This is a genomic window from Ruegeria sp. YTSC192 (assembly GCF_059609705.1).
On the sequence record NZ_JBXWMG010000015.1, the window covers coordinates 69834 to 95115 of the forward strand.

Consider the following 25282-nt stretch of genomic DNA (forward strand, 5'->3'; position numbering starts at 1 on the left):
ATTGAAATGGGGGAGGGGGCGCTGCCCCCGTCGCGCAAGCGCGCCTCCCCCGAGGTATTTTCAAACAGAAGAAGGATCAGGTTGCGTTTATCGTCTGGCGGGTTTTCGTGATGTTGAGGGCGGCGTTGGCGGCCTCGCGCCCTTTTTGTACGAAGTGGTCGCGGTAGATAGCGTTGTGGTGGTCGGTTTCCTGATATTGGTGTGGAGTGAGCGAGACCGACAGGACCGGAACGCCGGTGTCGAGGCTTGCGCGCATCAGGCCATCAACCACGGCCTGAGCCACGAAATCGTGACGGTAGATGCCTCCATCAACCACAAAGGCGGCGCAGGTGACGGCTGCGTATTGGCCGGTTTGGGCCAGATCACGCGCGATCAGGGGCATTTCAAACGCGCCGGGGACGTCGAACACGTCAACCTGATCGGCGGGGATGAGTTCCAGAAACCCCTCAAGGGCGCGGTCAACGATATCGGAATGCCAGTTGGCTTTGACGAAAGCATAGCGGGTGTGTGTCATCATGATCTCCTTAGCAAAACAGACACTTCACCCAAGGCGATCACGCGCAGACACGCCGTATCACCGACGCATCTGGCACGTTCTCTTTCATCCGGACTTTAACCGTCGGCTCTGGTCTCTCACCAGATCTGCTTGTCACCCCTTCGTAAACACGGCGAGGCCGCTCGCGGGCTTACAGGTCAACGCCCGCATACCGCCGGTGGGGAATTTCACCCCGCCCTGAGAACGAGACGGACCTTGCATAGATCGGCCCTCTTCTGCAAGAGATTTAGCAGGAGGAGCCTCATGCATCCGAATCCCGCCTTCCGCGCTGAGGAAATCAGCCGACATATCGCCTTTGCCCGCGATCGTTCTTTTGGGGTTTTGGCCGTGTCGGCGGATGCCGCACCTTTGATCAGCCATGTGCCGTTTCTGCTGTCCGAAGATGGCTTGGTCGCTGAGCTGCATCTTGTCCGGTCGAATCCGATTGTCCGGCTTCTGAAGCAGCCGCAGGCCGCGCGGATCGCGGTTTCAGGGCCGGATAGCTATGTCTCGCCCGATTGGTATGAGGTGAGCGATCAGGTGCCGACATGGAACTATGTCGCCGTTCACCTAACCGGTGTTCTGGAGCTGTGCCCGGTGGAGAAGATGCGGGACCTGCTGGACCGGCAGTCGGCGTTTTTCGAAGACCGGCTGCACCCGAAGCCGCCCTGGCACAGTAGCAAGATGGATGACGACGCGCTGGAGCGGATGATGCGGATGATTCTACCCTGCCGGATGCGGGTTGAGGATATTCAGGGAACCTGGAAGCTGAACCAGAACAAACCCGATGACGTTCGGATGCGGGCGGCGGAGCAGATCGGGAGTTTTGGAATCGGCTCGGAAGTGCAGGCCCTTCAGGCACTGATGCGCGCTGTGAAGCCCTCGGGGAAATGACAGCTTTTGTTTTCTGTACCCTGTTGTAAGGTCAGCCCGAACAAAGGAGTGCGCGCATGAAACTCTATCATAGTCTTACCTCGCCTTATGTCCGTAAAGTCATGGTTTTGCTGCATGAGACAGAACAGCTAGAAGATGTTGAGTTGGAAACGGTGGCGGGTACGCCAGTGGCCCCGGCCGCGCCCTTGATCGGCAAGGCGCCTTTGACCAAAGTTCCGGCGCTGGAGCGCCCCGATGGACCGACCCTGTTCGACAGTCGCGTGATCTGCGCCTTTCTGGATGACCGCGCTGGGGGGCGGCTTTACCCCGAAGGTGCGCGGCGCTGGGATGTTCTGACGCTTGAGGCGCTGGCGGATGGTATTCTGGATGCCGCGCTGCTGATGACGTATGAAAGCCGGCTGCGTCCCGAAGACAAACAATGGGACGAATGGGTGGATTCGCAGTGGGTCAAGGTCGAGCGCGCCTGTGCCGTCCTGAACCAGCGCTGGATGGCGCATCTGTCGGGGCCGCTGGACATGGGGCAGGTGGCCGTGAGCTGTGCGCTGGGCTATCTGGATCTGCGCCATGATGCGCGGGGCTGGCGCAAGGGCAATGATGCCCTCGCAACCTGGTTTGCCGAGTTTGACGCGCGTCCGAGCATGGTCGCCACGCGTCCGGTGACGTAAACCCTACTGGCTGAATGTCGCCAGATAGGCGGCGATGTCGTCCGCGCCTTTCTTGAGCTTCACGCTCATGTTCGGGCGGGCGGTATCGTCCTGCAGGAACTCTTTGATGAACCCGATCGGGTCCTCGGAGTATGCGGCGATGTTTTCCTCGGTCCAGACCAGACCCGCGTCACCGGCGCGGATCATGTCGTCGGTGAACATGCCGATGGGCAGGCGTTCGCTGCCATAGCGATAGTCGTTCTCGGATCCGGCGATGCGGCCTACTACCCCGTAAAGGTTGGGGCCTGTGATGCCGCCTTTGACCAGAACTTCGCCATCTTTGATGATCGCGTGGCAGGCCGAGCATCGGTTGTAGAGTTTTTCGCCTTTGGCGGGGTCTCCGGCTGCGGCGGCTTGGGCCGACACAGAAATCGTTAACAGAACGGCGGCCAAGTGGGTCTTTGACATGGGGGTCTCCTGATCGGCGTTCGCGCAAGAACGGGCATCAGGCATTCGCGCAGTAAGTGCAACAGGAATCGGGCACGTTTTTGTTGCGGAAAATCGTCTATTTCAGGAGTATGATTTGTTGTTGAACAAATCCGGTTTCGCGTGCCGGATTTTGTAGATTTGCGCACCAATGCGAGCCGCTTGTTCTGTCGGCCCGGCGGTCACTGGCCCCGTCAGTTGGGGGTTACAGGGCGCGAATCAAACCCGGCTGATTCGATGGGTTTCTGAAACATGTGGGCGAGAAACAACAAAAAGACAGCCCCGCGCGATCATAAATTACGCAGATGCGGCGTATTGCGCATTCAACACCGCTGGACGAATACCGTTCTGCTCGGTAGAGAATTCGGCTAAGACCCGGCATCCGTGCCGGGTTCCAGCTATTGGCCCGTTTGCGCGGGCGCCAGACAATCGGAGAAAACCTCGTGTCCCACGTAGAAGACCACGAAGGCACCCGCAGAGATTTCCTGTACTACGTCGCGGGCGGCGCAGGGGTCGTAGCGACCGGTGCTGCGGTATGGCCCATGATCAATCAGATGAACCCGTCGGCAGATGTGCAGGCCCTGTCCTCGATCCGTACGGATGTAAGCGGGGTTGAGCCGGGTACACAGCTGACGGTCAAGTGGCTGGGTAAACCGGTCTTCATCCGTCACCGCACCGGCGCTGAAATCGCCGAAGCGCAGCAACAGGACGAAGAAGCGGTGGGCGACCTGCCTGATCCGCTGGCCCGGAACTTCAACATCAACGCAGATGCACCCGCGACCGATGCCAACCGCGTCATGCCATCGCCTGAAGGCGAGGCAGAAGGTGCGTGGATCGTTCAGATGGGCGTTTGCACCCATCTGGGCTGTGTGCCTCTGGGTGATGCAGGCGACTTTGGCGGCTGGTTCTGCCCCTGCCACGGGTCGCACTACGATCTGGCGGGCCGGATCCGTAAAGGCCCCGCGCCCGAAAACCTGCCGATCCCGCCGGTCGAGTGGGTCGACGCCTCAACCATCAAACTCGGCTAAGGGAGACCCAACTTATGTCCGGCATTCCCCACGATCACTACGAGCCGAAGTCAAACGGCGAAAAGTGGCTGCACAACCGCCTGCCCATCGTCGGCCTTCTGTACGACACCCTGATGATTCCAACCCCCAAGAACCTGAACTGGTGGTGGATCTGGGGCATCGTTCTGGCCTTCTGCCTGGCGCTGCAAATCATCACCGGCATCATGCTGGTCATGCACTACACGCCGCATGTCGATCTGGCCTTCGCCAGCGTCGAACACATCATGCGCAACGTGAATGGCGGCTACTTCATCCGCTACCTGCATATGAACGGCGCGTCGCTGTTCTTTGTTGCGGTCTATATTCACATGTTCCGTGGCCTGTTCTACGGCTCATATAAAGCCCCGCGTGAGATCACGTGGATCATCGGTATGCTGATCTACCTGATGATGATGGGCACTGCCTTCATGGGCTACGTTCTGCCCTGGGGTCAGATGTCTTTCTGGGGTGCAACCGTGATCACCGGCCTGTTTGGCGCGATCCCGTTTGTGGGTGATGCGCTGCAGACATGGCTGCTGGGCGGACCCGCAGTGGATAACGCCACGCTGAACCGCTTCTTCTCGCTGCACTATCTGCTGCCGTTCATCATTGCGGCATTGGTTGTGGTGCATATCTGGGCCTTCCACACCACCGGCAACAACAACCCGACGGGTGTTGAGGTGCGTCGCGGCTCAAAGGCCGAGGCCGAGAAAGACACGCTGCCCTTCTGGCCGTATTTCGTGATCAAGGATCTGTTCGCCCTGGCGGTGATCATGGTCGTGTTCTGGGCCATCGTGGGCTACATGCCGAACTATCTGGGCCACCCCGACAACTATATCGAGGCCAACCCGCTTGTGACGCCTGCACATATCGTGCCCGAATGGTACTTCCTGCCGTTCTACGCGATCCTGCGTGCCTTCACCGGTGAGGTCTGGGTTGTTCAGTTCGCCAGCTTCATCACCGGTGGTATCGTTGACGCGAAGTTCTTCGGTGTTCTGGCGATGTTCGGAGCGATCATTGCCATGGCGCTGGCGCCCTGGCTGGACACCTCGACCGTGCGTTCGGGCAAGTACCGTCCGATGTTCAAATGGTGGTTCTACCTGCTGATCATCGACTTCTTCGCCCTGATGTGGCTGGGGGCGATGCCTGCCGAGGAGCCCTATGCGACCTTCTCGCTGATCGCATCTGCGTACTGGTTTGCGTATTTCTTCGTGATCCTGCCGCTGCTAGGTGTGATCGAGAAGCCTCTGACCCCGCCCGCAACGATCGAAGACGACTTCAACGCGCATTATGGCAAGGCTGACGCCGACGCCACGCCGGCCGAGTAAGAAGAGGGACCGGAAACATGTTCAAGAAACTTGCAATCGGTGCCGCGCTTGCTCTGGCCCTTGCCCCCGCCTCGACCTTTGCGGCAGGTGGCGGCGAGCAGCACATCGAAGACTTCCAGTTCTCGTTCGAAGGGCCGTTTGGCACCTGGGATCAGAACCAGCTTCAGCGCGGCCTTCAGATCTACACCGAGGTCTGTGCGGCCTGTCACGGCCTGAAATACGTCCCCCTGCGCGATCTCGAAGCGCTGGGGTATTCGGAAGAGCAGGTCATCACCTATGCGGCCGACAATTTCGAGGTCTTCGACCCCGAGCTTGACGATTTCCGCCCGGCGATCCCGACCGACCATTTCCCCGAGAATAACGGGGTTGGCGCACCTGACCTGAGCCTGATGGCCAAGGCGCGTGCGGGCTTCCACGGCCCCTACGGCCTGGGGATCAACCAGCTGGTCAAAGGTATGGGTGGCGCGGAATACATCGCTTCTCTGCTGGACGGCTACACTGGTAAGGAAAAGACCGAGGCCGGTGCGACGCTGTATGAGAACACAGCATTCCCCGGAGGCTGGCTGTCGATGGCGCCGCCGCTTTCAGATGAACAGGTCGAGTTCGCCGATGGTCACTCGAACAGCGTTGAGCATATGTCCGAAGACGTCTCGGCCTTCCTGATGTGGGCAGCTGAACCCAAGCTGACGGACCGCAAGAACGGCGGTTTTGTCGGGGTGATCTTCCTGATCGTTCTGTCGGTGCTGCTGTATCTGGTGAACAAGCGCCTGTGGGCACCGCATAAAGGCAAGCTGCGCGAGCAGTGACGCTTTTGAGCTTTTGAAATCAAAAACCCCCGCGCCTATCTGGTTGCGGGGGTTTTTCGTTTGACGGGGGGTAGAGGGGCCAGCCCCTCTTGGCCTGCGGCCAATTCACCCCGAGATATTTTTGGCCAGATGAAGAGCGGATCAGGCTTGTAGCTGGGTCGGTGTTTGCCCGGTGATTTTGGCGGTCACGATCTGGCCTTCGGGATGAGGCGCGACAAAGCTGACCTCGGTGAATTGTTCGGTGCGGCCCATATGCGGGTTTTCCATCAGGATGTGATGAGTTCGGCCGATCTGGGCCGAGAGGTGTTTGGCGACTTGCGCCTCTCCGGCCGCCCGCAGGCGGGCGGCGCGGTCCTTGATGATCTTCCCGTTGACCTGCTGTGGGATGCGCGCCGCTGGCGTGCCTTCGCGTTTGGAGTAGGGGAAGACATGCAACCAGGTCAGGTTGCAGTCTGTGACCAGCTTGAGGGAGTTTTCGAAATGCGCCTCGGTTTCCGTGGGGAAGCCAGCGATGATGTCGGCGCCAAAGGTCATATCGGGCCGCAGGTTACGTGCCTCTTCGGTGAAGCGGATGGCGTCATCGCGCAGGTGGCGGCGTTTCATCCGTTTCAGGATCAGGTCGTCGCCATGCTGCAGGGACAGGTGCAAGTGCGGCATCAGGCGCGGCTCGGTCGCGATGGCCTGCATCAGGTTCTCGTCTACCTCGATCGAATCGATCGAGCTGATGCGCAGGCGCGGCAGGTCGGGCACGAGCTTCAGAATACGCATGACCAGGTCGCCCAGTTTGGGCTGTGCGGGCAGGTCTGCGCCCCATGAGGTCAGGTCAACGCCGGTCAGGACGACCTCGTTATAGCCCTTGTCGACCAGCCGTTTGATCTGATCCACCACAACACCGGCGGGCACGCTGCGTGAGTTCCCGCGGCCATAAGGGATGATGCAGAAGGTACAGCGATGATCACAGCCATTCTGGACCTGTACATAGGCACGCGAACGGGTGCCAAACCCGTCAATCAGGTGCCCTGCCGTTTCGGTGACCGACATGATGTCATCGACCTGCACGGTTTCGGTTTCGCCGATGAAGTCAGTTGCCATGCCTTTCCAGGTCTCGGGCTGCATCTTCTCGGTATTGCCGATCACGGCATCAACCTCATCCATGTTTGCGAAGGTCTGTGGCTCCGTCTGCGCGGCGCATCCGGTCACGATCAGGCGCGCGTTGGGGTTTTCGCGGCGCAGCTTGCGAATCTCTTGCCGGGCCTTGCGGACCGCTTCAGCCGTCACAGCGCAGGTGTTTACGATCACCGCATCTTGCAGACCCGCTTGCTGTGACAGCTCTTTCATCGCCTCAGTCTCATAGGCGTTCAGGCGACAGCCCAGAGTGGTGAATTTGGGGGCGCTCATCCCAGTGACCTCAGGAATTCCGCGGTGAGGGTGCCCGAGAACACGTGGCAGGTAGGACCGGTCATCCAGACGCCATCATCACGCCAGTCGATCCAGATTGTGCCGCCGTCCAGCTCGATCTGCACCTTGCGCCCCGTCAGACCGCGCCGGACCGCCGCAACGGCTGTCGCGCAGGACGAAGACCCTGAGGCCAGCGTGATGCCCACCCCACGCTCCCAGACGCGCATACGGATGTTGTCCGGTCCGATCACCTGCGCCACCTGCACATTGGTGCGTTCGGGGTAAAGAGGGTGGTGTTCGTATCGCGAGCCGAACTCGGCCAGGGGAATCGCTTCGGCGTCATCGACGAAAAACGTGCAATGGGGGTTGCCCATGCCTGTTGCCGTGGGCGCGCCTTCAATCGGGAGTTCCAGCGTGTCCATCTCTTCGGCCAGCGGTACGTCCTGCCAATCCAGCTGGGGTTGTCCCATATTAACCGAGGTCAGGCCGTTGCCTGCATCCTGCGCGAACAGGGTGCCGCGTTCGGTCGTCAGAGTCAGGTCTGTTTTGCCGCTTTCTTCCATCAGGAAACGGGCGATACACCGCGTGGCGTTCCCACAAGCGGCTGAGGTCGACCCGTCCGCGTTGTAAAACACGAGATGCGCGTCGGCCGCTCCGCTTTCGATCACGGCCAGCTGATCGAACCCCACGCCAAATTGGCGGTGCCCGATTCCTTTGGCCAATGCAGCGCTGATCGGCGTCGCCTGCACCCGCGCGTCGAGAATGACGAAGTCATTGCCCAGCCCGTGCATCTTCATGAAGGGCAAACTGGTATCGAGTCTTTGTTGCATGGCGGGCATATAGCGTTGGTCCTGCGATGAATCCACCCTGCGGGGACGATTCCTGAAAAAAGGGCTTGACCCCCTAGCACCACCTGCCTAATTAGGCCGCCTATCGGGTCGCCGGAAACACTGATTATTCTGGCGAAACGAGGTGCAAAATAAGGTCTTGAACCCGGTTGGGAAAATGCCTTAAAGAGCGCCACGGATCGTGAAGATCCAGACAAAAGAGTGGGCCGTTAGCTCAGTTGGTAGAGCAACTGACTTTTAATCAGTGGGTCGCAGGTTCGAATCCTGCACGGCTCACCACTTTTTTAAATAATAGCAAACATTTACACGGAATCGTGTGGCGCGCGCTTCGTGACGCGCGGCTTGCCGGAAGCAATACGGAAGCACGGTGACAAAGATTGAAGTGTGCCTATTGGATCACAATGGTATCGCGCGGCGGAGGTTTTTGGACACGGCTGTGTACTGCCCCGGACAAACTCAAGCGGGACTTGAGCAGGTCGGGCCACCTTCCGGACATTCGCTGCGGTCGCCAAATTCGTGCTGTGAGTGCGAAGTTACCTGACGGGACGGCGGAAAGTGTGAATTCGCTGCAGTGCGGCGAGAATTTGCGGGGAACGCGAAAGCGGACCTTGAGAATGTGAAATAGTCGACTGTCTGATTTGTCGACACAAGTTCAGGAAAGCAGAAGTTTGCTGCAGGTGAAATCGGTTTGCCTGTCGAAAGTGAAAGCAGACCTTGGCGACAAGATAGTACCCAAACTTGGTTTTCGGTAGAACGCGATCAAAAGGCAGCCACATCCGAGTTCATTGGATGTGGCTGGTACTTCTCATCCGCTTGATGCCGAGAAGAGAGTTGAAAATCATGCTTGCAGCGCCCCTGACTTCCGGATTTACATCCAAGAGTTTTTCTTCACCGTTGAAATAGGCATCCAGGGCTGAGTACACAGGCCAATACCTATCAGCGAGGCCGCTTTCCAAAAGGCCATCGAGAAGTCGGTCTCCGTATCCAGCGCCTTCAACAAGGCGAAGATAGAAAATAAGAAAGCCTTTGTAGATTTCGTAAAGCTCAAAGCTATTTAGCTGCAAAGCCTGTCTAAAGTGTGCGAACGACTTACCGAAATTATCCCTCGACAACTCCATGATCGCATCGATCAAATTCCTTCCCGTCTTACTGTGCTGATCGATGACATCATCATAGACATATTCTAGGTCATTGGACAAAACATCACTGGCCAAAGAAATTATCAGCAGGTTTGACTTGATAACAAGTTCATCGTTTTCAATATCTCGAGCAGAGCGATGTTCCTCACGGTTTACGACAAGTGCTTCTTCATAGTCTATCTTCGCACCGATCGTGTCCTCGAAGTAGTACATCTTTGTGAAAGCTCGCGCGCATAGGTCGACCGCAGTTTGAGGAACTCCTGCCAAGACCTTTTGAAATTCGTTGTATGCCGCCTCTACATCGCCAAACGCAGAAAGCAAAAACTCTGCAAGCATCGCCCTCGAAATTAGGCGATCATCCGTCTCCACAAGCTCTTCGAGAGCTGACTTTGCCTCATCCCACTTCTGAGGCACAAGAGCCAACGCTTCGCAGACACTGCGTTTCAAAATGATGTTGTCAGGATCGAGTTCGGTCGCTTCTTGTAGGAGCTTGAGGCCATGTTCGAAGTTGCGCTTTTCAAAGAATGTCGCTTGCCCAAGTCTCCATACAGGATAGCCCCAATCTGGCGCATTTTTGTGCGCCTTTTTCAGCAGCGTGATCCCTTCGTCAACTTTCTCGGGCATTTCGATCAACATGTTGCCAAGAGCGGCAAGCGCATTCACATTACCTTTGCTTGCTTTCAGAGCTTTCCTGTAGTGCAGCTCTGCCTTGCCCTCATTGTGGGCACGGTACTGGTAAAAGCCCCCTAACGCCATTTGAGCAGAGAAGTTTGTTTTGGCGTCTTTCGTCGAAGCCTTCAGAAACTTCTCAGCGGCTTCCCAATCTTTAGAGTTCGCAAGCAACGCACCCAAACTGTAATTGGCTAAAGAGTAATCTTTATCTTGTTGAACTGCGGTCTCATAGTGTGCTCGTGCACGTTCTTTATCTGCAACCGAAAACTGATAAATATTCCCAATTCTCCAGTTCGCTTCGGCACTAAGACTAGGATCTTCTCCCGCATTCTTCAGAGCCGCGATCGCTTCCTCGTAGCGCCCCAGGTGATCGCTTAGTATCTTTCCGTGAGACATCCACTCGACGGCAGTTGTCGGCGTGACCTCTATACTGGCTTCATCACGTTCTACCTCATCTACGGATGCGCCGTTCGCCTCCATAGCAATTAGCTTCTGCCAGGCTGGGTCTCCGATGGCTCCACCGACTGCAAACAGCAAGTCTGTATGCTCGTGTCTTGCATCATTTATTAGTGACACTGCCGTGTCAGTAAGTTGTTGTGTAGAATAGAATATCTGGAGGAAACTCACTAACCACTTTAGTCGAAGGCGCTGACGCCTGGGCGCGTGCCTCATTAGATACCAAATATTGAAGAACCGCTCCGCGATCTGATAGGCGACCTTCTTCGTGTCCGAGCGTTTGGCCCTCTCGATCAACCCGTCATTCTTCATACGGTCAAGCTGAGAAGAAACCTTGTTTGTAGCGAGGCCTGTCAGGTCTGCGACCTCTGCAGCGGTGCACGGATTCCATTTCAAAGCCAACGCATCCAGGACAAGCCTGGCTTGAGGAGCCAAATCTTCGACCCTTGATTTGTATAATCCAGTGACCTGATCAAGCAGGCTCTCCAAATCAGAAAACACGTCGCCCAAGTCATTGGCTTCAAGAAGCACGTACAAGAGAGTTAACGTTCTCGGATTGCCTCCGGTCAATTCGAACAACGCCCGAATGCGCCCTGGTTCATTCTCAATTATCTTCAGTACTACTCGTCCGGCATCTCCGCGCAGACTTGCGAGCCGACCGAGGCAATTCATCAGTTCGGCAGGTTTTAGTCGCTCCAAAACAGTTACTTGAAAGAAGTCAAAGAAGGGCCGCTGCTGGTCTGAGAAAGCTTCCATATAGGCTGCGGCTGCGCCTACAACTATAATCCCAGATGGCTCCTGCAGAGTTCTGCGAAATGCCCAGCTTTCTGCGTCCGGCAGGGCGTCAATGACCAAGTCGATATTGTCGATGAGGAGGACCGGGCGTTTACTTTCCTTTTTTAACGCATCTACGAAGTACTGGTAATAGTCTTTGTCGCCGTCATCGGTTCTGAGAATGAAGTTATCCAAATCGTCCGACTGTTCCTGAAGGCCTGCCCGATCAAACCAGTCACCCAATGAATCAACGCAATTTTGCCAAAAGGTTTCGAGATTATGGACATTGTACTGTTCCTCCCGAAAACTCAGCGGAATAAACTGATCGCTCAGTTCTGCGTCTGACTCGATGCCTAGTGAAATTCTACGCAGCATAGTACTTTTGCCCATACCTCGTTGACCAAGAATAAGTTGGTGACACGAAGGGCCCGGATCGATGTTTTCTCTTATTAGATTGATTATATGATCGGCCTCGCGATGACGTGCAACGAAACCTTTGAGAAAGTCCTCGTCGTTGATCACAGAAGGATTGTAGATTGCAAGTTGAAGAAGTTTTCCCATGCTTACTCCGTGACGACGTAGCGCCGCCACCACTCCCTGAGTAGGTTCATTCGAAAGCGATAGCTATTGCTAGATTTACTCACAAAACCGTCATTCTCGAGACAATCCAGACCATCTCGAACAGCCTCTTCAGCTTCCTTCGTTCCATAGGCTGACAAGGTTGCCACAAGGTGGCTCCTAGAACAGCCGGTCCTTTTCTTGCTAATTTCGGCGAGCATACGATAGAGGCCTAGGCGAGTATCTTCTTCGAAGTTCCTGTCTAGGTGATCTCGCCAACTAGCCCAATAAAGACGATTCGGAAGTTCAAGCAATTGATCCATCGACGCATTGACGTCTGCTTTTTGAATCTCATGTTCGCTCGCTGTGATTGAGCATGAGGTTTTCCCGATGCGCTCCAGATAATATGGCGACAACCAACCCAGACGTTTTATGACGTGTTCTAAGGCTTCGTCCGAAAAGGATTTCCCGCCTCTAGTAGCAATCTCTGACAAGAATTCCTTTGCAATTTCATCAGGGAACGGCTCTAGTCCCGTAGGGACAAGATCGTTGAGGGCTCCTTCGAATCCGTACTGACGCGCCACGGTGTCGAGTCCGATAGAGCCCGCAAGAACCCAGCGAATTGATTTGTATTTTTGCCTTGCTCTGCGAAGCCAATAGAGGAAAACGCCAACGGCTTCAGTGCCAGATTGCCTTTGAAGCTCTTGAACAAAAATCGGGAGCTCGTCGATAAGAATGAGCCAGTCGTGCTCATTTTCGTCCTCTTCGAGTTGTGCAAGAAGCTGTTCTGCAAAATCTTTCCAATCGGTCTCCAAGAGCCATCCGCGCCAGTCTTTCTCACTTCCTGACTTACCCTTTAGGGCGTTGTTCAGTCTGTGGGTAAGGGAAGAGATTACTTGTGAACCAATAGACAGCTCTTCTTGGATAGCCGAGCACAATTGGCTTAAGAAGTCTTTCTCTGCCCCAAAGCCTTCAACATCCAACCATATCGCGCGGTATCCGTTGTCCGGAGCTTGTTGGGTCAATAGGTGCTGTAGGTGCGTTTTGCCAACACGTCTTGGAGCAAGCAACAGTAGGTTCTTTCCATCACTAACTTCAGACCATATTTTTTTAGCGTCATCATCTCGACCAAAGATCCACATGGAGCCTCCCCAATTACAACAAGATTGTTGTACAACATATTTGTTGTGCAGTAAATACTCTGCGTGTTGAGCTCGGATGTGACACCGGAAGGACATTTAACGCCCTAGGTTTCTTTCTTATTTTGGCCCGCGAAAGTGCAATCAGGTTTGAGGACGCATCATGATCTATTCAGCCAATGCGCTGACAGCACGCTCTGAAATTAGAACCGCCACATGCTCCGAAAGGGGTGTCCATGACAAGCCTTTCGCCGCGCTGCGACCAGCCACGCTGGCGGGTCAAATTGGTTTTGACAGAGGTTTCGTCAATAAGGACAACTTGCTCCGGTCGGGTTGATATGGCTGGCAGGCGATGGGTGAACCAGTCTTCGCGTTGTTTCTTTACTCGTGCACGGCGTCGCTCGGTGGCGACCAGCGTCTTTTTTTGTAAGTGAAACCAAACTTGCGCAGGAATCGGCCAATCGCATCGGGATGCGCTTGAACGCCGGTCGCATCTGCAAGCGCACTGGCCAACTCAGGCATGGTCATGTCGCCGTCCTGCGTAAGCGGTGCTCAATAAGTTCGACGAGAAAACACCGATGGGGATCGAGCTTGCCCTTGCCGCGCGGGCGCCCTTGGGGTGCGGCCCTCGCCCGTCCAGTTTGCCGGATCGCAAGCCCCCAACGCGCCCCGGTGGCAGGCGATAGTTTCAGACGCAACGCCGCCGCGCGCCCGCTTAACCCTTCCTCTAATAACTTCTGAAATCGCGCCCGTAGCGCATCCGGTAATGGTGCTGACATGATCCATCCTCCCAAACAGAAGGAATCACGGATCGCGTCTCAAGGGAATCCCAGCGATTCAGGTTTTGTGACGGATGCTTTAGTGTATCACCGGCCTCTGGTCCATCGGGGCGACGGTTTCCGCCAAAAGGTGCGGAACCGCATCAAAAAGTTGAGCTATTTAGAACCGCTGCCCGACATAGATGTAGAGTTGATCTTCGCTGTCATTGTTGCGTGCCCAGTCGACAGACAGATCAACCGGGAATTTCTTGGACACCCGATAACGCGCACCCAAACCGGCCGCAGAATGGGTGCCGCCTGCAGACAGGTTTGAAAAGCTGTCCCCAGACTGGCCCGCTCCGGCAAACGCAACGGCTCCGAAACGGTCAGTGAATCGGTGCCGGTATTCCACCTGCAACGAGGCCGAGCGCAGGTTCAGAAACTGCGTGACAGGAAAGCCGCGGAACGCATCCGTTGCACCCAGTGAACATTGGTCAAAGAATGGTGTGTCATCGCTGGCAACGCAGGTCGAAGCGCGCGCGGCAACGACCCCATTCGCGATGGGGTTGAAATAGTGGCTATAGTTCACGAACCCCTTGGAATAATCTCCGGTAAGGCCTTGAAGCGTATAGCTGTGCGAGGCCTGCGCCTTGAGGTTGAACCCCTGTGTAGGGTAGATCGTATCGTCACGCCGGTCCCACTCTGCCACTAACGCTGGCGAGACGATCTTCATATTCAGGAACTGATCAAAAGGGGGCGGGATCTGAACTCCTGACCCACCGGGAGAGATGGACGTATTCAGATAGCGGGTCGCGAAACCAATCGAAAAATCCGGGGTAATACCATAAGATAGCTCGGCCCGGATGATGCGGCCGTTCTGTCGAACCGGCAGTTCCCCCAACGCCGTGAACAGGTCGTAGTTGATTTTGGCATCTGCAAACAGTGTCTCGATCTGCCAGCGGTTATTGTCGAAGGCAAAATTGGCGGCCAGCCCATAGGCTTCGCTTCCGTTGCTGGTGCGCAAAGCCGCCACGCCGATCCCCGAAGGTTTGGATCCTTCGTCCAATGTAAACAAGTAACCAGCGACGACGGTCAGGCCAGACCCGAGCGTCGGGTCCGAGGTCGGGATTGGAACCGCAACCAGCGATCCGTTGCGAAAGCCGACCGCCTCTTCTTCCTGCGCTGCATCGAACGGTTCAACCCCCGGTTCGATTGTCACCGAACCTGAAAAAGCAACGCCCGGCAGCACAGGCAGAAAGGTCAAAGCATAGAGCAGTGTTAAAAACCGAGCCTGGTTTCCAAGCTGTTTCATGTTTCCCCCTGCGTTTGTGCTGCGCGATCTGTTTGCGTCACAACCAGACACAACTCGGCTCCTGTTAGGGTGGCCGCGACATCTGCGTTCAGGGTTTTGGTCAATTGATCCATCTCTTCGGCTCGAACGGGCCGCGCCGGGTCGTAATATGCGATGGCCAGATAGGACCGCCCGGTTTTGGTGAGCGTCAGGTCACGCAGGATGCCGCCGTCCTTTTGCAGGGTGTCGCGAATGGCGCGCCTGGCGCTGGCAATGTCTTGCGGTCGTGCCGTGACACCCGCGAGTTCGGCCAGCCCGGCCAGAAAATCCCTGAAATACTGCGCAAGGACTGTTATGCACAGAACCAGAACAACCAATGAGTCACCGATCGGTGCAATGGGGGCCAAAAATCCGTCGCTGAAGTAACCGATACCCAGCAGGCCCGCTGCAGCGGCCGCAGTAACCAGCCCGTCAAATGCTGCGGCTTGCGCTTCGAGTTTCAACAAACCGCTTCTGCGGCCGGTCTGCACCCAGCACCACCCGTGAAATCCCGCAAGAGCCAAACACAGCGCGCCAACCGCTACAAAGTAAGGCAGCATGGGTTCAAAATTCAGCGCGGGTTGCGGTTCCCCGCCGAGATATCCGAGGATACTCAGAACTGCGTTTATCATCGCGAATAGCACCAATCCGAATAGCGTCAGCGCTCGAAAGGTGACAAAGATGGCTTCATCTGCGGCATAGCCGTAGGGGCGGAATTTATCGGGCTGGCGCGCGATCCGTTGGGCGACGCGCAGACCCAAAAAGGCTGCCGCGAAACCAATCAGGGAAAACAAACCGTCCAGCTGGATGGCCCGCGACTGCGACAGATACCCTGCAAAAAGGCCCATGCCGCACATAATCAGGTTGCCAGCCATTCCCAAGACCATCGCGCGACGTTCCAGGATCCGGGTTGTGTCCGGCGACAACGGAGGTATCTGAGAAGGCATTGGGTTCGGGTCCTACAGGTGTCGTATTGGCTACGGAGAGACAATATCAGCTAATGCGGAACCTATTCGATCTGAAAAAGCCATTTTCTGCCAAATTTGTGAAACCCTGCGCGTTACGCCGTGGTTGCACATATATCAATCGCAGAGAAATAAGTGCGGAACTGACCTCGGTATGTGTTGGGTTGGCAAAAATCGGCTTTTTTGTGCGCGTTGGTAGCGCGTAAGGTCTGCCGGATTTTCCCCGACCCTGCCGTTTGTCAGGAACCCCAACGGAAACTGGTTTGTATTGAATATGCGCAACTACCTTCTTGGCCCTCTGCTCTCAGTGGCAGCCTTGGCCCTGACAAACGCGGCAGATGCTCAAAACGGCCCGGATCGTACGGTCTCGACCGCGATTGGCGCGTCGGTTCAGTTCGGCAATGTCGAGCAGAATGTCGCGCTTCTTGACGCCACCCGAGAGGGGGGCTTTCGAACCCGTTTCGGCATCGGGCCAATACAAAAACTGCTGCACCCCTTGAATACAACCCGCGCACGGTGGGAGGATCAACATGGGCTCAGCTTCGGCCTGCAATATTCACCGATTCTGCACCAAAGCAGCCGTGGCGGTGAAAATGGGCGAACACTGAATGACGCCATCGATGTTTTCCTGCGCTGGGACGGCGTGGTTGATACCGGCGCTTACAAGGGATCGCTTGATTTCTTTGCATATCGCCGCAGGGATGACTTTCTTTCGACCAACACGGCCCGGTTTAACGCCGCGCGCGGCAACTTGCTGGGGCCAAGCGATGCCAATGTCGAAGGGTCGTTTACGTCAGTGTCACAACTGTCGTGGGAGTCACTGTTCTTTGATGGCGCGCTGGACATTACGGTCGGCCAGTTGTTCCTTCCAGCGCTGGTTGATGAAAACGATACACTGGGTAATGACCGCCTGTCCTTTATGGCCGAGCCGCTGTCCAACAATCCCGCGCACGTCCTGCCCGAAGGAGATGCCGGTCTTGGTGTCGGAATTTGGGTGACGCCGTCCGATCAGTTTTACATCGGTGCGGTAGTGTCGCAGGCAAATGCAAACGGCGAATATCCGGACTTTGGCGCGTTTGACGGGGATTGGCTGACCGTCGCGGAACTGGGCTGGACGCCGGATTTCCCGACGCTTGGCCGGGGGCACTACAGGCTGACCTATACGCATATCGATCTGCCCGGTTCTGGCCCGTCCAACAGCGAAAGCTGGTCTTTCAGCGCGGAACAGGCAATGGGCGACGGAAAAACGCTTGCCCTGCGCGCAGGCACGAACGATGGCAATCGAAACGACATTCGCCGTCTGTTCAGTGGCGGTTTGGTTTTCGACGATGTGTTCGGATATGAGACGGACGCCATCGGCATTGGTGCATTTTGGGCCGACCCCGACGACAGCAATAGGCGCGACGAATACGGGGCCGAGCTATTCTGGCGCATTCAACTGACCAACAGTGTGCAATTCACCCCAGATATCCAGCTTTGGCAGCCCTCGGATCAGAGCGATGATGGAATAGAAGCCATCATCAGCTTTCGTCTGACGATTTCCATCTGAAGTATCACCGCTTGCCAGACGGGCGCGCCATCAAACCTGGCATATTGCACGTGACCTGACAGGGCATCGTCGCGATCACGACGATGTAAATTGATCATTAACACAAATTGAGAATAATGTTTCGAGGAACGCTAAGTTACTCAAACGAAGCCCAAATTGGTACGCGACCTTGGACATTCAGTGGCAATATGCAATCAATGAAATTGAAGCCGTCTTTGATCCGACACCGGATTGGGACTTTGAGCTGATCCAGCTGGATGTCGGATCGCTGGGATATCGCGCCAGCGAAGCGCTCTATCCAGGTTTGGCCATTCGTTATGAGACGATGGCAAAGCCGCTGCGCAGCTTGCAGCAGTTGAAGAAGAAGGGCTTTTTTGCCGGTGTCATTTTGACCGCGTCCAAGCCGGTGCTCTGGAAGGGAAGCGAGGTCAGCGGTGACTTTGTGCTTGTATTCGGAAATGCTGATCATGACATGGTTCTGCCGGCGCAGTCCGTTGTGCTGACGATCGAGATTGACTGGCATCTGGCCCATGCGGCGGGTTTGATCGGGCTAGAACCCGGCTTGTGGCAATGTGCCCCGTCCGAACGCCGCGCTTTTGTTGACTTGTGCGGTGCCTTGACCAGACGACATGGGCAGTCAAGCCCCTGCCAATCAGAACAGCAAACAGCCTGCACACAGGTGATGTCCAGATTCTTGGCAATGCTGGTGTGCCCGACACAAACCCGCCCCTCTCGCCAATATAGCATCATGAGCAAAGCCGAGGAATTCGCCACCCGTCTGGGTTGGTACGAAAGCGTCGCCATAGACAATCTGGCGGACGCCATCGGCGTGCCCCGCCGTACACTGCACCGATCCTTCAAAGAACTTTACGGTATGGGGCCGCAAGGGTACCTGCGGCTGGTCCGGCTGCACATGTTTCGCGAGGCACTGCTGACCGGCGATCATACAGGCATCGCCGACGCAGCATTGGGCGCTGGGTTTCAGCATTTCGGGCGGGCCGCGCAGTATTATCAAAAGCAGTTTGGCGAGTTGCCCAAACAAACGCTTAGGCGATCGCTCGGCAGCTAAACTATCATGACTAGCTTATGGCCATATGAGCGTGACAGCAAATTTGAATTGGCTTTCGAGACCACCCTCTGGATGCTCTACCATTTTGTAGTAGCCCATGCTGACATCAATGGCGGATCCGTTGTCACGGGGAAACGTCTTACCAGCTGTCAGTCCCAGAGGGATCTGCCAACGATTGCTGGACGAAGCCTCCCAGTCATATGTGAGTGAATTCGAGTAGCCGAAATAGCTGCCGCCCAGCAGATCACTATTGTACATCAATACCGGATTGATGGTGGCAACGCTGTAGTCGTCCTGCCCCCAATGCTGACCGGCAATCGCGGCATAGCTCCATCGCCCGGAAAAGCCGGTCACCACGGCACTTATACCACCACCCCAACCGGGCCCCGCCAAGTCGTCACGCGTTCTGGTGCGGAGAGAGACTTGCGGGCCAACGCCGAATTTGAAGTCGCGATCCGATTTCGGAGAGAAAAACGCCTGAACGATGCTGTCGCTGAGACCTGTGGTGTAACTGGACCGTCCCCGAGGCTCGGACCCCAATGGCGGGAGGACGACTCCGTCGCGGACCCCTATAACTGGCACAATCCCGCGCAGGATGACGTTATAGCGCCCCTCTGTTGGCAGTGAGTAGACAGGTTGAACCTGTGTCGCATAACTTTGCGGGTCTCTGTCGCTGTCAAAACCAACGGTGTTGTCCAACACAAGGGCCCGAATGCTGGCCAGTGGGTCTTGTGCCTTGCGCGCAAGCTGGCATTGTTCGTCACAATTTCCATCGGCAGAGACAACTGAGGGTCCGATGCCCAGAGCGCAAATCGCGGCCACGGGAAGCGTCAGAAGGATCGATAGTTTCATGAGTTGAGCTCGATACTTGAGAAGGTGGTTGAGGGCGTCAACGTGCCCATACGTTGTGTAGGAACCCGGCCATATCCGCCCAGGCAACACCGGATTCCGGCAAAGCGGTTGAGGTCTGGAAAACGTGCCACATGCCCTCATAGACGATCAATTCAACTGGCACCCCCGCGTCCAGCAACCTACGCTGAAGCCTCGCTGCATCGCTCAGGAACAGATCGCGGGTCCCGGTGGTCACAAGGATGGGTGGCAGACCGGTTTTGATCGGCCCATAGATCGGGGAAGGTCCGGGGTCATTCAAAGGCAGATTGCCCGCATACTCTTTGGCTGCGGCTGCAAGGCTGATCGGATAGTCGATGATCGGATCCTGCCCGGACATCACCATGTAGCTATCCCCGGCCCCGGAAACGTCGGTCCAAGGCGACAACAGCGCTGCGGCTGCGGGCATGTCCAGCCCCTCGGCCTGAATCTGCTGCAGGGTCGACAAGATTAGGCCACCGCCCGCACTGTCGCCATAAAACGCCAGCCGATCTGCGGAGTATTCAGTCAGCAACTCTTGGTAAACCGCCATTACACGGTCGCGCGAAGCGGGAAACGGAGCCTGCCACGCAAGGGGATAGCGCACTGAAAGGATACGAACGCCAACCGCCTGCGCCGCTGCTAGCGAGCTGGTCTGCGCGGTTTCGGGCGAGAAAAACACATGCGCGCCGCCATGCACGTGGATCAGCAGGTGATCGTCCAGCGCGGGGTTCAGATTGGCCGGGGTGATCAGCAGATGTTCCACCCCATCAATCGTGCGCTTCTCGACCGTGGCCGGGAATTGCTGGAGTGCTGCAGCAACGGCATCGGCCGTGCCTTCGGACAAAGCCTGAAAGGCCTCCGCATAGCTCAGCCCGTCCAGGGTGGGATCGCGCCCCGGATCAAGCGCCTGCAATTCCGCTGCTGCCTGCGCACTTATCGTGGTCGGCGGCGTGACATCTAGCGCGGCAACCGAAGTTGCAAGGCCCGCTATGGCTGCGAAGCTGGCGGCCGCTGAAGTCCGCTGTTTCATCGCTCAACCCTCGAACATAGATTTACCATTTATTTGGCCTGAGCACCGACCCACTGGGTGCAGGCCGGTGCAAAACGCATCAAGATGTAAAGCGTTTTAAGACATTATGGGTGATCTGCTCAGTCGTACGATCCCGCCATTTCAGGCCGAGGAACCAATAGACCGTTCCTGCGCAGAAAATCTCGCCGTTTCCCTTAGGGGCAGTGACAATCTGGGCAGAGCCATAGCGGTACTTTTTAACGGTGTCCTCGTCTGTTTTGCCTTCTACCATTTCTGCCCATTTGGTGGCGAAAAAGTCTTCGCCCAAAACCATGGAAACAACCGCGCTGCCTGGTCCGCCACTGTCATATTGGTCAACCATTGACGGGGTCACGGCCAAAATTTCAGTGCCCTCAAGCGGGAAGTTCACATCGCTTGGACGCGGAAGCCCGTATTCGATCACATAGTCCACCGCGTCAGTTTCGTAGCCGACTATCCCTTCTTCCATGCCGAAGGTGTCGCCATAGATCAGGCCCGTATCTTCGAATACCCAGTGGTCGGGGCGATAGACCGTGAAGCCGCCGCTTGAACGTGGTGAGCCGCCATCGTAGGTCGCATAAATCCCCTGCATGCCGTTTACACTGAAAGATTGAGCCATCGGACGCCCGATGTCTTTGTGATCCCAAAGCGTCGCAAGCAGATGCCCTTTTTCCGGATCGCCTTTCACGGGATCATTGTCGCTTCCAAACTTGTAGCAAGCCTGCTGCCGCCCGTCGCGTTCCATCCGAATCTGCCACAGCATGTTGGCCCCAAACCGGGCAAGTTTGCCGCCCTGTTCCACAAACGCATCCAATGTATCCCGCTGACCCCAAGACCAGTATTCGTCATGCCCCGCAATGACCATGCAGTCATACCCATCCAAAACTCCTGGCACGTTTTCCAGGTCGTATTGGTCGATGTATTCCATTTCATAGCCGTTCTCTTCGGCCCATACGGCAAAGGGTTTGTTGTCGACAGCCCAACCTGCCGAGTTTGCACCCCATCCATAGCCCATCATGATTGCATAACCATTTGTTGGCTGCCCAGTGTAGTGACGTTCGTGTTTGTATCGCATCTGCTCGGGCTTCGTGGACAGATAGGGATAATTCGCCGGCGCGACCCAGAACCCGCGCTCGAAAGGGCGATCCAATGATAAATGCGTTCCTGGGCCAACACCATCTTCACCGTGGATACCCAGATAGCTGTTGGCACCACCCCAGCAGTTGTAGGCAGTCCAGGTCCCCGTTGTCAGCATGAACACGATTTTGGATTTCTTGGCGCCACGCACCACGAATCCGGCTTCGCAAACCCGTGTTTCGTCGCCTCTTTTTGCACGAAGCTCTATAATGTAAACACCCGATCGCCAGGATGGATCCACTGGTATCTCGGCCAGAACCGGCCATCCGCATCCGTTTTCGTATGCATCAAGCGGGGTTTCTGTAAAAACTCCGTCAACCCCTGTCATCTCGGCTACGACTTCGCGTTCAGGGCCATCACGCCATACGGTATAGTCAAAAGTCTCAGCTGTCGTGGTAACATGTAACTTGGCCGTTTCACCGGCAACATAGCTTTGCGCACCGGCATAGGCATAGATCTCGAGGTAATTCGAGTCGTTCGCTGACATCTCGTAAAATGCCAGGTCAAACGCGCGCCATCCCTGCGGCATGCGCATGGTTGCCGGGCCCGTCGACAATGGCGCAGGATCAATCAGACCCGTTGTCTCAGAGGCCTGTGCTGCAAAGGGCAAAGCCGCGCCAGCAGCCGCGCCAGCAGCCAAAAGTTTGCGTCGCGTTGAATCAACTGCCTCGCTTTCCGCAACTGTTCCTTTTCGATTTTCATCATCATTTGGCTTGGTGGACATAGTTCTAACTTTCTCTTCTTGGTAGTTTAGGTCATGCGCCGCAAACGCCAGCCGCATTGGTCCGGTCTTTCCTGGACATTCATGTGACTGGCGTTTTCGTTCGTGAAACGGGCTTACCCTTCGGTCTTCAGAAGATCCTGGTACCAATCGCCTGGGTGCTTCTCGACCTTGTGCAGACCATCCTCCGCCAAAGCAGGGAACGGCGCCGGATCAAGGAAGCGCCGGATCACGTTTCCAGTGATACGCGCCACATCGTTCTGGCGGTCGTTTTCATGCAGTGAACCGCACCACGAGATGGATGAGGACGAGAATACCGCGCCACCATTGGGGCCTTCGAAAAAGACAATATCCGCGCGGGTGGTGGTCTCTCGTTCGGGGGCAGGACTGTGCGAAAGGCTCAGCGCCATGGTACCCATCTGGGTTTCTTCAATCAGGCCCGGGATCGCGTTTGAACTGCCAATGACCAGCGCGTGTCGCGGGGTACCAAGGTCAAAATCGGCCTTGTCGAACTCGTACCCGCAAGCGCCGGGCTGGTTGTTGTCGACACCATAAGCGCCGAAATTCTCACCTTCGGTACATCCGTCAAAGATCCACGAGGCGCGCGGGTTCTCAGCGTCGGCGGTCTTGTGGAAATCGGTACACCCAGTAAAGACCATACCAGACATGTTGACGCCAAAGACGGACTCCAACCGCCGGTCGCTTTCCCAGAAGCCCCCGCCGCGCAACCCGTTCTCCATCACGCGCTCAGACCAGAGTGTGTTCTTGCGATATTCGATCGCACCCTGAGCGCTGGGATGAGGACCGACCGACCAGAACCAGCCATTGCCACCCAGATACATCATGCGTCCGCCCTGCGCCTGATATTCAACAACGGCATCCCATTCTGCATGGCTGACATACTCCGGGTGCGCCCCGGTAATCACACAGTCATAACCTTCCAGCAGGGATACGCCTTCCTGATGGAGTAGTTCATCGGTGAGGATGTCGACCGCGATCCCTTCCTTGTCGAGGAAATCAAGCAGGTGCGTGTCAAGCGTGAAGTTATACGCGTTCCAGCCGGGTTTGAGGTTCAGCATCGGCCGCAGATACGAGGCATAGTTGCATGATGTTCCGTCCAGATGGGTGTTGTAGAACCCATAGACATACTCGCGGTTGCTGATCATGAAGTTCAGGTCATCTTGATTGGCCGGGATGCCTGAGAAAGCATCGGGCTGCAATACAGCGTACAGCATGTTAGTATAGGCCAGCATGTTGTATTCTGCGATATGCAAAGCCAGCTTCGCGGTCCGCTTGCCTTTGGGGGGGCTGACGAAAAAGGTGATGTATTCGACAAAATCACCCTGCTTCAGCCGCGCCGCATAACAACCCGATGGCAGATCGGACGGGATAGTGTAGGCAAAGCTGGTCTGCCATTCGGCATCATGCAGGTCGTCAGCGTGGAAATGCATAGCATCAAAGGGTGTCGCGTCCTTGGTCCAGTCCTGCGATTTGAAATCCGAAAATGGCCCGAACACCGCGCGCAGCGGGGTGTTGATCACCTCGGCTTCCAGACGGCTTGGGGACCGATCAGCCGTGTTCAACGTACCGATGCCCTGGCTGAAATCCAGATCCATCACCGCGCGCGCCGCCAGATCGCCGGGCAATTCTTCGGCGCGCATCCGGTCGATATCTGCGCCCCACAACGCGCCGCTGATCACGCGCGGATCGGCGATGCGTCCGGTAAAGGCCCCTGCGGCCACATTGTGCCGCCCGGTGCCCGGACCACCATCCGCTGCCGCCACGCGCAGCAGTCCGGTCTGGGGCACGGAGCCGGAAAACGCAGTCTCACCCACCTGACGGCGGGCCGAGAACCGATCACCGGCGCTTATTGGTGTATCCTGCAGAATGACCCGCAACAGTCCGGCCTGCGCATCATACATCCCGGCCACATAGGCAAAATCCCACTGGCGCACTGCGCCCTGTGTGGTGGCCTTTGTCACATTTCCCTGATCGGCCACCAGAAAGCTGACGCGCCCGTCTTGTTCCAGCAGCAGCGCCCATCCTGTATGCGAAACCGTGTCATAGCGCGACAGGATGTATTGTTCGGCGACTGTGCCACCGATACTGGGCGAGGTAATATAGGCTGCGTTCGGATCGATCTCTTCACTGAAATCGCCGGGCAGGAATGTGGGCAAGACATAGGCACCAACGGTAAAGCTGTTCAGCCCGTCCAGCGCACTGGCTTCGGCAACCTCGACATAAGACCCATTGTTCAGGGGTTGTGCGACACCATCATAGATACCTGCAAAATCGGCGTCGACCGGGCGTAGATCAAAGCGGTCTTTGTAGACCGAAAGATTGTCGGCGTTGACGATGCGGACCAGATCAGCCTCGAACTTGTCATTGTTGAAGGCGCTGACCTTGAATTCGACCCGGTCCCCGGGGCGGCAGCTGAGACGCGAGGGATACCCGATCAAAGTTCGCTCAGGGCCCGGTTCGGCCAGTTGAGCTGCGGCTTTTGTTGCGACGGTGGTGGCAGCAGCACCCAACATCGCAGGAGACGCGGCCATGCTCATGGACGCTTTCAAAAAGCCACGGCGGCTCAGTTGGTCGGAATTCAAAGCAGAAGTCTTTCGGGTCACGGTGATTTGTCCAGCTGGATTTCAGTGCGATTGGCGTTCGCCAATAGCTGCGCAGAAAACCACATCCGACTAATGCTCAAAAAGCCAGTTTCTGCCAAAATGAGGACTATCAGAAAAACACCTGCCCCGATTGGCGATTAGTTTCTTGTCGAACAATATCATCCTGAGCACTCGGTAGTTGCCATTCGCTGCAACTACAGCATCAGATATTGGGCGAATTGGTAGTTTTTAGCATTCTCAACCCTTTGCGCCAGTACAGCATTCGGTGTTTTTTGGGTTCAAAGCCGACCATCAGCTGCGGCTTTGAACTCGTCTGTGAACGTCCGTCTCGATTGTCCCATTCCATACTACTTTCGTTGACAGAGGTACTTTACCCCTGTGTCCGGGAACAGGGAGGAAGTCCAAATGTCTTGTGTGGATGGCTCCTGCATAGCAAGACATTTTTTGAGCTGATATGAGCGTCTGTCAGATGCGGTCGTGTGTCCGGC

At 56.2% G+C, this 25282-nt stretch carries 20 protein-coding genes, 1 tRNA gene and 1 riboswitch; of the genes, 8 read left to right on the forward strand and 13 right to left on the reverse strand.

Annotated features, from left to right (window positions below; translation table 11 throughout):
- Positions 1–76: 76 nt before the first annotated feature.
- The gene (locus AC2FD8_RS18460) at positions 77–514 is read right to left on the reverse strand and encodes a 6,7-dimethyl-8-ribityllumazine synthase (protein ID WP_496858496.1); all 438 of its coding nucleotides are present in this window, start codon (positions 512–514) and stop codon (positions 77–79) included.
- A gap of 75 nt (positions 515–589) precedes the next feature.
- Positions 590–745, reverse strand: a riboswitch (FMN riboswitch).
- A 54-nt stretch (positions 746–799) separates the two neighbouring features.
- On the opposite strand from AC2FD8_RS18460, the gene AC2FD8_RS18465 reads away from it, so the two are divergent.
- On the forward strand, positions 800–1429 hold the full coding sequence (locus tag AC2FD8_RS18465) for an FMN-binding negative transcriptional regulator (RefSeq protein WP_496858494.1): 630 nt from the start codon (positions 800–802) through the stop codon (positions 1427–1429).
- 56 nt (positions 1430–1485) lie between these two features.
- Positions 1486–2094 (forward strand): glutathione S-transferase, encoded by a 609-nt coding sequence (locus tag AC2FD8_RS18470; RefSeq protein ID WP_496858492.1) that lies wholly within the window; start codon positions 1486–1488, stop codon positions 2092–2094.
- 3 nt (positions 2095–2097) lie between these two features.
- On the opposite strand, the gene AC2FD8_RS18475 is transcribed toward AC2FD8_RS18470, so the two are convergent.
- Complete coding sequence (locus AC2FD8_RS18475; RefSeq protein ID WP_496858490.1) at positions 2098–2541, reverse strand: cytochrome C; 444 nt, start codon at positions 2539–2541, stop codon at positions 2098–2100.
- Positions 2542–3002: 461 nt separating this feature from the next.
- On the opposite strand from AC2FD8_RS18475, the gene petA reads away from it, so the two are divergent.
- From petA to AC2FD8_RS18490, 3 genes are read left to right on the forward strand one after another with little or no spacing between them, the layout of a single operon-like run.
- Positions 3003–3587: a ubiquinol-cytochrome c reductase iron-sulfur subunit gene (gene petA / locus AC2FD8_RS18480; RefSeq protein WP_496858488.1), complete on the forward strand. Its 585-nt coding sequence runs from the start codon at positions 3003–3005 to the stop codon at positions 3585–3587.
- A 14-nt stretch (positions 3588–3601) separates the two neighbouring features.
- Positions 3602–4933 (forward strand): cytochrome b, encoded by a 1332-nt coding sequence (gene petB / locus AC2FD8_RS18485; RefSeq protein WP_496858486.1) that lies wholly within the window; start codon positions 3602–3604, stop codon positions 4931–4933.
- Positions 4934–4950: 17 nt separating this feature from the next.
- A complete protein-coding gene (locus AC2FD8_RS18490) occupies positions 4951–5739 on the forward strand; it encodes a cytochrome c1 (protein WP_496858485.1) in 789 nt (262 codons plus the stop codon).
- A gap of 141 nt (positions 5740–5880) precedes the next feature.
- On the opposite strand, the gene mtaB is transcribed toward AC2FD8_RS18490, so the two are convergent.
- Both mtaB and dapF read right to left on the reverse strand, forming a co-directional pair.
- On the reverse strand, positions 5881–7137 hold the full coding sequence (gene mtaB / locus AC2FD8_RS18495; protein WP_496858483.1) for a tRNA (N(6)-L-threonylcarbamoyladenosine(37)-C(2))-methylthiotransferase MtaB: 1257 nt from the start codon (positions 7135–7137) through the stop codon (positions 5881–5883).
- A complete protein-coding gene (dapF, locus tag AC2FD8_RS18500; protein ID WP_496858481.1) occupies positions 7134–7976 on the reverse strand; it encodes a diaminopimelate epimerase in 843 nt (280 codons plus the stop codon). Before dapF ends, mtaB begins: the two co-directional genes overlap by 4 nt.
- Positions 7977–8188: 212 nt before the next feature.
- On the opposite strand from dapF, the gene AC2FD8_RS18505 reads away from it, so the two are divergent.
- Positions 8189–8264: transfer RNA gene (locus AC2FD8_RS18505), tRNA-Lys, on the forward strand.
- 503 nt (positions 8265–8767) lie between these two features.
- Here AC2FD8_RS18505 and AC2FD8_RS18510 read toward each other — a convergent pair.
- From AC2FD8_RS18510 to AC2FD8_RS18530, 5 genes are all read right to left on the reverse strand, one after another.
- Positions 8768–11587 carry a hypothetical protein gene (locus AC2FD8_RS18510; protein ID WP_496858480.1) on the reverse strand — a complete coding sequence of 940 codons (2820 nt, stop codon included), beginning with the start codon at positions 11585–11587 and terminating at the stop codon, positions 8768–8770.
- A 2-nt stretch (positions 11588–11589) separates the two neighbouring features.
- Positions 11590–12726: an ATP-binding protein gene (locus AC2FD8_RS18515; RefSeq protein ID WP_496858478.1), complete on the reverse strand. Its 1137-nt coding sequence runs from the start codon at positions 12724–12726 to the stop codon at positions 11590–11592.
- Positions 12727–13104: 378 nt separating this feature from the next.
- Complete coding sequence (locus AC2FD8_RS18520; RefSeq protein WP_496858477.1) at positions 13105–13251, reverse strand: hypothetical protein; 147 nt, start codon at positions 13249–13251, stop codon at positions 13105–13107.
- Positions 13252–13662: 411 nt separating this feature from the next.
- The gene (locus AC2FD8_RS18525; protein WP_496858475.1) at positions 13663–14793 is read right to left on the reverse strand and encodes a BamA/TamA family outer membrane protein; all 1131 of its coding nucleotides are present in this window, start codon (positions 14791–14793) and stop codon (positions 13663–13665) included.
- The gene (locus tag AC2FD8_RS18530; RefSeq protein ID WP_496858473.1) at positions 14790–15758 is read right to left on the reverse strand and encodes a cation efflux transmembrane domain-containing protein; all 969 of its coding nucleotides are present in this window, start codon (positions 15756–15758) and stop codon (positions 14790–14792) included. Before AC2FD8_RS18530 ends, AC2FD8_RS18525 begins: the two co-directional genes overlap by 4 nt.
- Before the next feature lie 292 nt (positions 15759–16050).
- On the opposite strand from AC2FD8_RS18530, the gene AC2FD8_RS18535 reads away from it, so the two are divergent.
- Together AC2FD8_RS18535 and AC2FD8_RS18540 are read left to right on the forward strand one after the other, a co-directional pair.
- Complete coding sequence (locus tag AC2FD8_RS18535) at positions 16051–17325, forward strand: carbohydrate porin (RefSeq protein ID WP_496858470.1); 1275 nt, start codon at positions 16051–16053, stop codon at positions 17323–17325.
- A gap of 169 nt (positions 17326–17494) precedes the next feature.
- Positions 17495–18394, forward strand: coding sequence for a helix-turn-helix domain-containing protein (locus AC2FD8_RS18540; RefSeq protein ID WP_496858468.1), 900 nt, complete (start codon positions 17495–17497; stop codon positions 18392–18394).
- A gap of 15 nt (positions 18395–18409) precedes the next feature.
- Here AC2FD8_RS18540 and AC2FD8_RS18545 read toward each other — a convergent pair whose 3' ends face one another.
- The 4 genes from AC2FD8_RS18545 to AC2FD8_RS18560 all read right to left on the reverse strand — a co-directional run bounded on the left by AC2FD8_RS18545 (position 18410) and on the right by AC2FD8_RS18560 (position 24722).
- Positions 18410–19246: a hypothetical protein gene (locus tag AC2FD8_RS18545; RefSeq protein ID WP_496858466.1), complete on the reverse strand. Its 837-nt coding sequence runs from the start codon at positions 19244–19246 to the stop codon at positions 18410–18412.
- Positions 19247–19283: 37 nt separating this feature from the next.
- Positions 19284–20294 carry an alpha/beta hydrolase gene (locus AC2FD8_RS18550; protein ID WP_496858464.1) on the reverse strand — a complete coding sequence of 337 codons (1011 nt, stop codon included), beginning with the start codon at positions 20292–20294 and terminating at the stop codon, positions 19284–19286.
- 79 nt (positions 20295–20373) lie between these two features.
- Positions 20374–22173, reverse strand: coding sequence for a N,N-dimethylformamidase beta subunit family domain-containing protein (locus AC2FD8_RS18555; RefSeq protein ID WP_496858462.1), 1800 nt, complete (start codon positions 22171–22173; stop codon positions 20374–20376).
- Positions 22174–22286: 113 nt separating this feature from the next.
- Positions 22287–24722: a N,N-dimethylformamidase beta subunit family domain-containing protein gene (locus tag AC2FD8_RS18560; RefSeq protein WP_496858460.1), complete on the reverse strand. Its 2436-nt coding sequence runs from the start codon at positions 24720–24722 to the stop codon at positions 22287–22289.
- Positions 24723–25282 lie beyond the last annotated feature (560 nt).

What these genes read in the sequence shown, in the direction of transcription:
- AC2FD8_RS18460 (WP_496858496.1), bottom strand. Translation starts at nt 514, where the DNA reads ATGACACACACCCGCTATGCTTTCGTCAAAGCCAACTGGCATTCCGAT.
- AC2FD8_RS18465 (WP_496858494.1), top strand. Translation starts at nt 800, where the DNA reads ATGCATCCGAATCCCGCCTTCCGCGCTGAGGAAATCAGCCGACATATC.
- AC2FD8_RS18470 (WP_496858492.1), top strand. Translation starts at nt 1,486, where the DNA reads ATGAAACTCTATCATAGTCTTACCTCGCCTTATGTCCGTAAAGTCATG.
- AC2FD8_RS18475 (WP_496858490.1), bottom strand. Translation starts at nt 2,541, where the DNA reads ATGTCAAAGACCCACTTGGCCGCCGTTCTGTTAACGATTTCTGTGTCG.
- petB (WP_496858486.1), top strand. Translation starts at nt 3,602, where the DNA reads ATGTCCGGCATTCCCCACGATCACTACGAGCCGAAGTCAAACGGCGAA.
- AC2FD8_RS18490 (WP_496858485.1), top strand. Translation starts at nt 4,951, where the DNA reads ATGTTCAAGAAACTTGCAATCGGTGCCGCGCTTGCTCTGGCCCTTGCC.
- mtaB (WP_496858483.1), bottom strand. Translation starts at nt 7,137, where the DNA reads ATGAGCGCCCCCAAATTCACCACTCTGGGCTGTCGCCTGAACGCCTAT.
- dapF (WP_496858481.1), bottom strand. Translation starts at nt 7,976, where the DNA reads ATGCCCGCCATGCAACAAAGACTCGATACCAGTTTGCCCTTCATGAAG.
- AC2FD8_RS18510 (WP_496858480.1), bottom strand. Translation starts at nt 11,587, where the DNA reads ATGGGAAAACTTCTTCAACTTGCAATCTACAATCCTTCTGTGATCAAC.
- AC2FD8_RS18515 (WP_496858478.1), bottom strand. Translation starts at nt 12,726, where the DNA reads ATGTGGATCTTTGGTCGAGATGATGACGCTAAAAAAATATGGTCTGAA.
- AC2FD8_RS18520 (WP_496858477.1), bottom strand. Translation starts at nt 13,251, where the DNA reads ATGACCATGCCTGAGTTGGCCAGTGCGCTTGCAGATGCGACCGGCGTT.
- AC2FD8_RS18525 (WP_496858475.1), bottom strand. Translation starts at nt 14,793, where the DNA reads ATGAAACAGCTTGGAAACCAGGCTCGGTTTTTAACACTGCTCTATGCT.
- AC2FD8_RS18530 (WP_496858473.1), bottom strand. Translation starts at nt 15,758, where the DNA reads ATGCCTTCTCAGATACCTCCGTTGTCGCCGGACACAACCCGGATCCTG.
- AC2FD8_RS18535 (WP_496858470.1), top strand. Translation starts at nt 16,051, where the DNA reads ATGCGCAACTACCTTCTTGGCCCTCTGCTCTCAGTGGCAGCCTTGGCC.
- AC2FD8_RS18545 (WP_496858466.1), bottom strand. Translation starts at nt 19,246, where the DNA reads ATGAAACTATCGATCCTTCTGACGCTTCCCGTGGCCGCGATTTGCGCT.
- AC2FD8_RS18550 (WP_496858464.1), bottom strand. Translation starts at nt 20,294, where the DNA reads ATGAAACAGCGGACTTCAGCGGCCGCCAGCTTCGCAGCCATAGCGGGC.
- AC2FD8_RS18555 (WP_496858462.1), bottom strand. Translation starts at nt 22,173, where the DNA reads ATGTCCACCAAGCCAAATGATGATGAAAATCGAAAAGGAACAGTTGCG.
- AC2FD8_RS18560 (WP_496858460.1), bottom strand. Translation starts at nt 24,722, where the DNA reads ATGGCCGCGTCTCCTGCGATGTTGGGTGCTGCTGCCACCACCGTCGCA.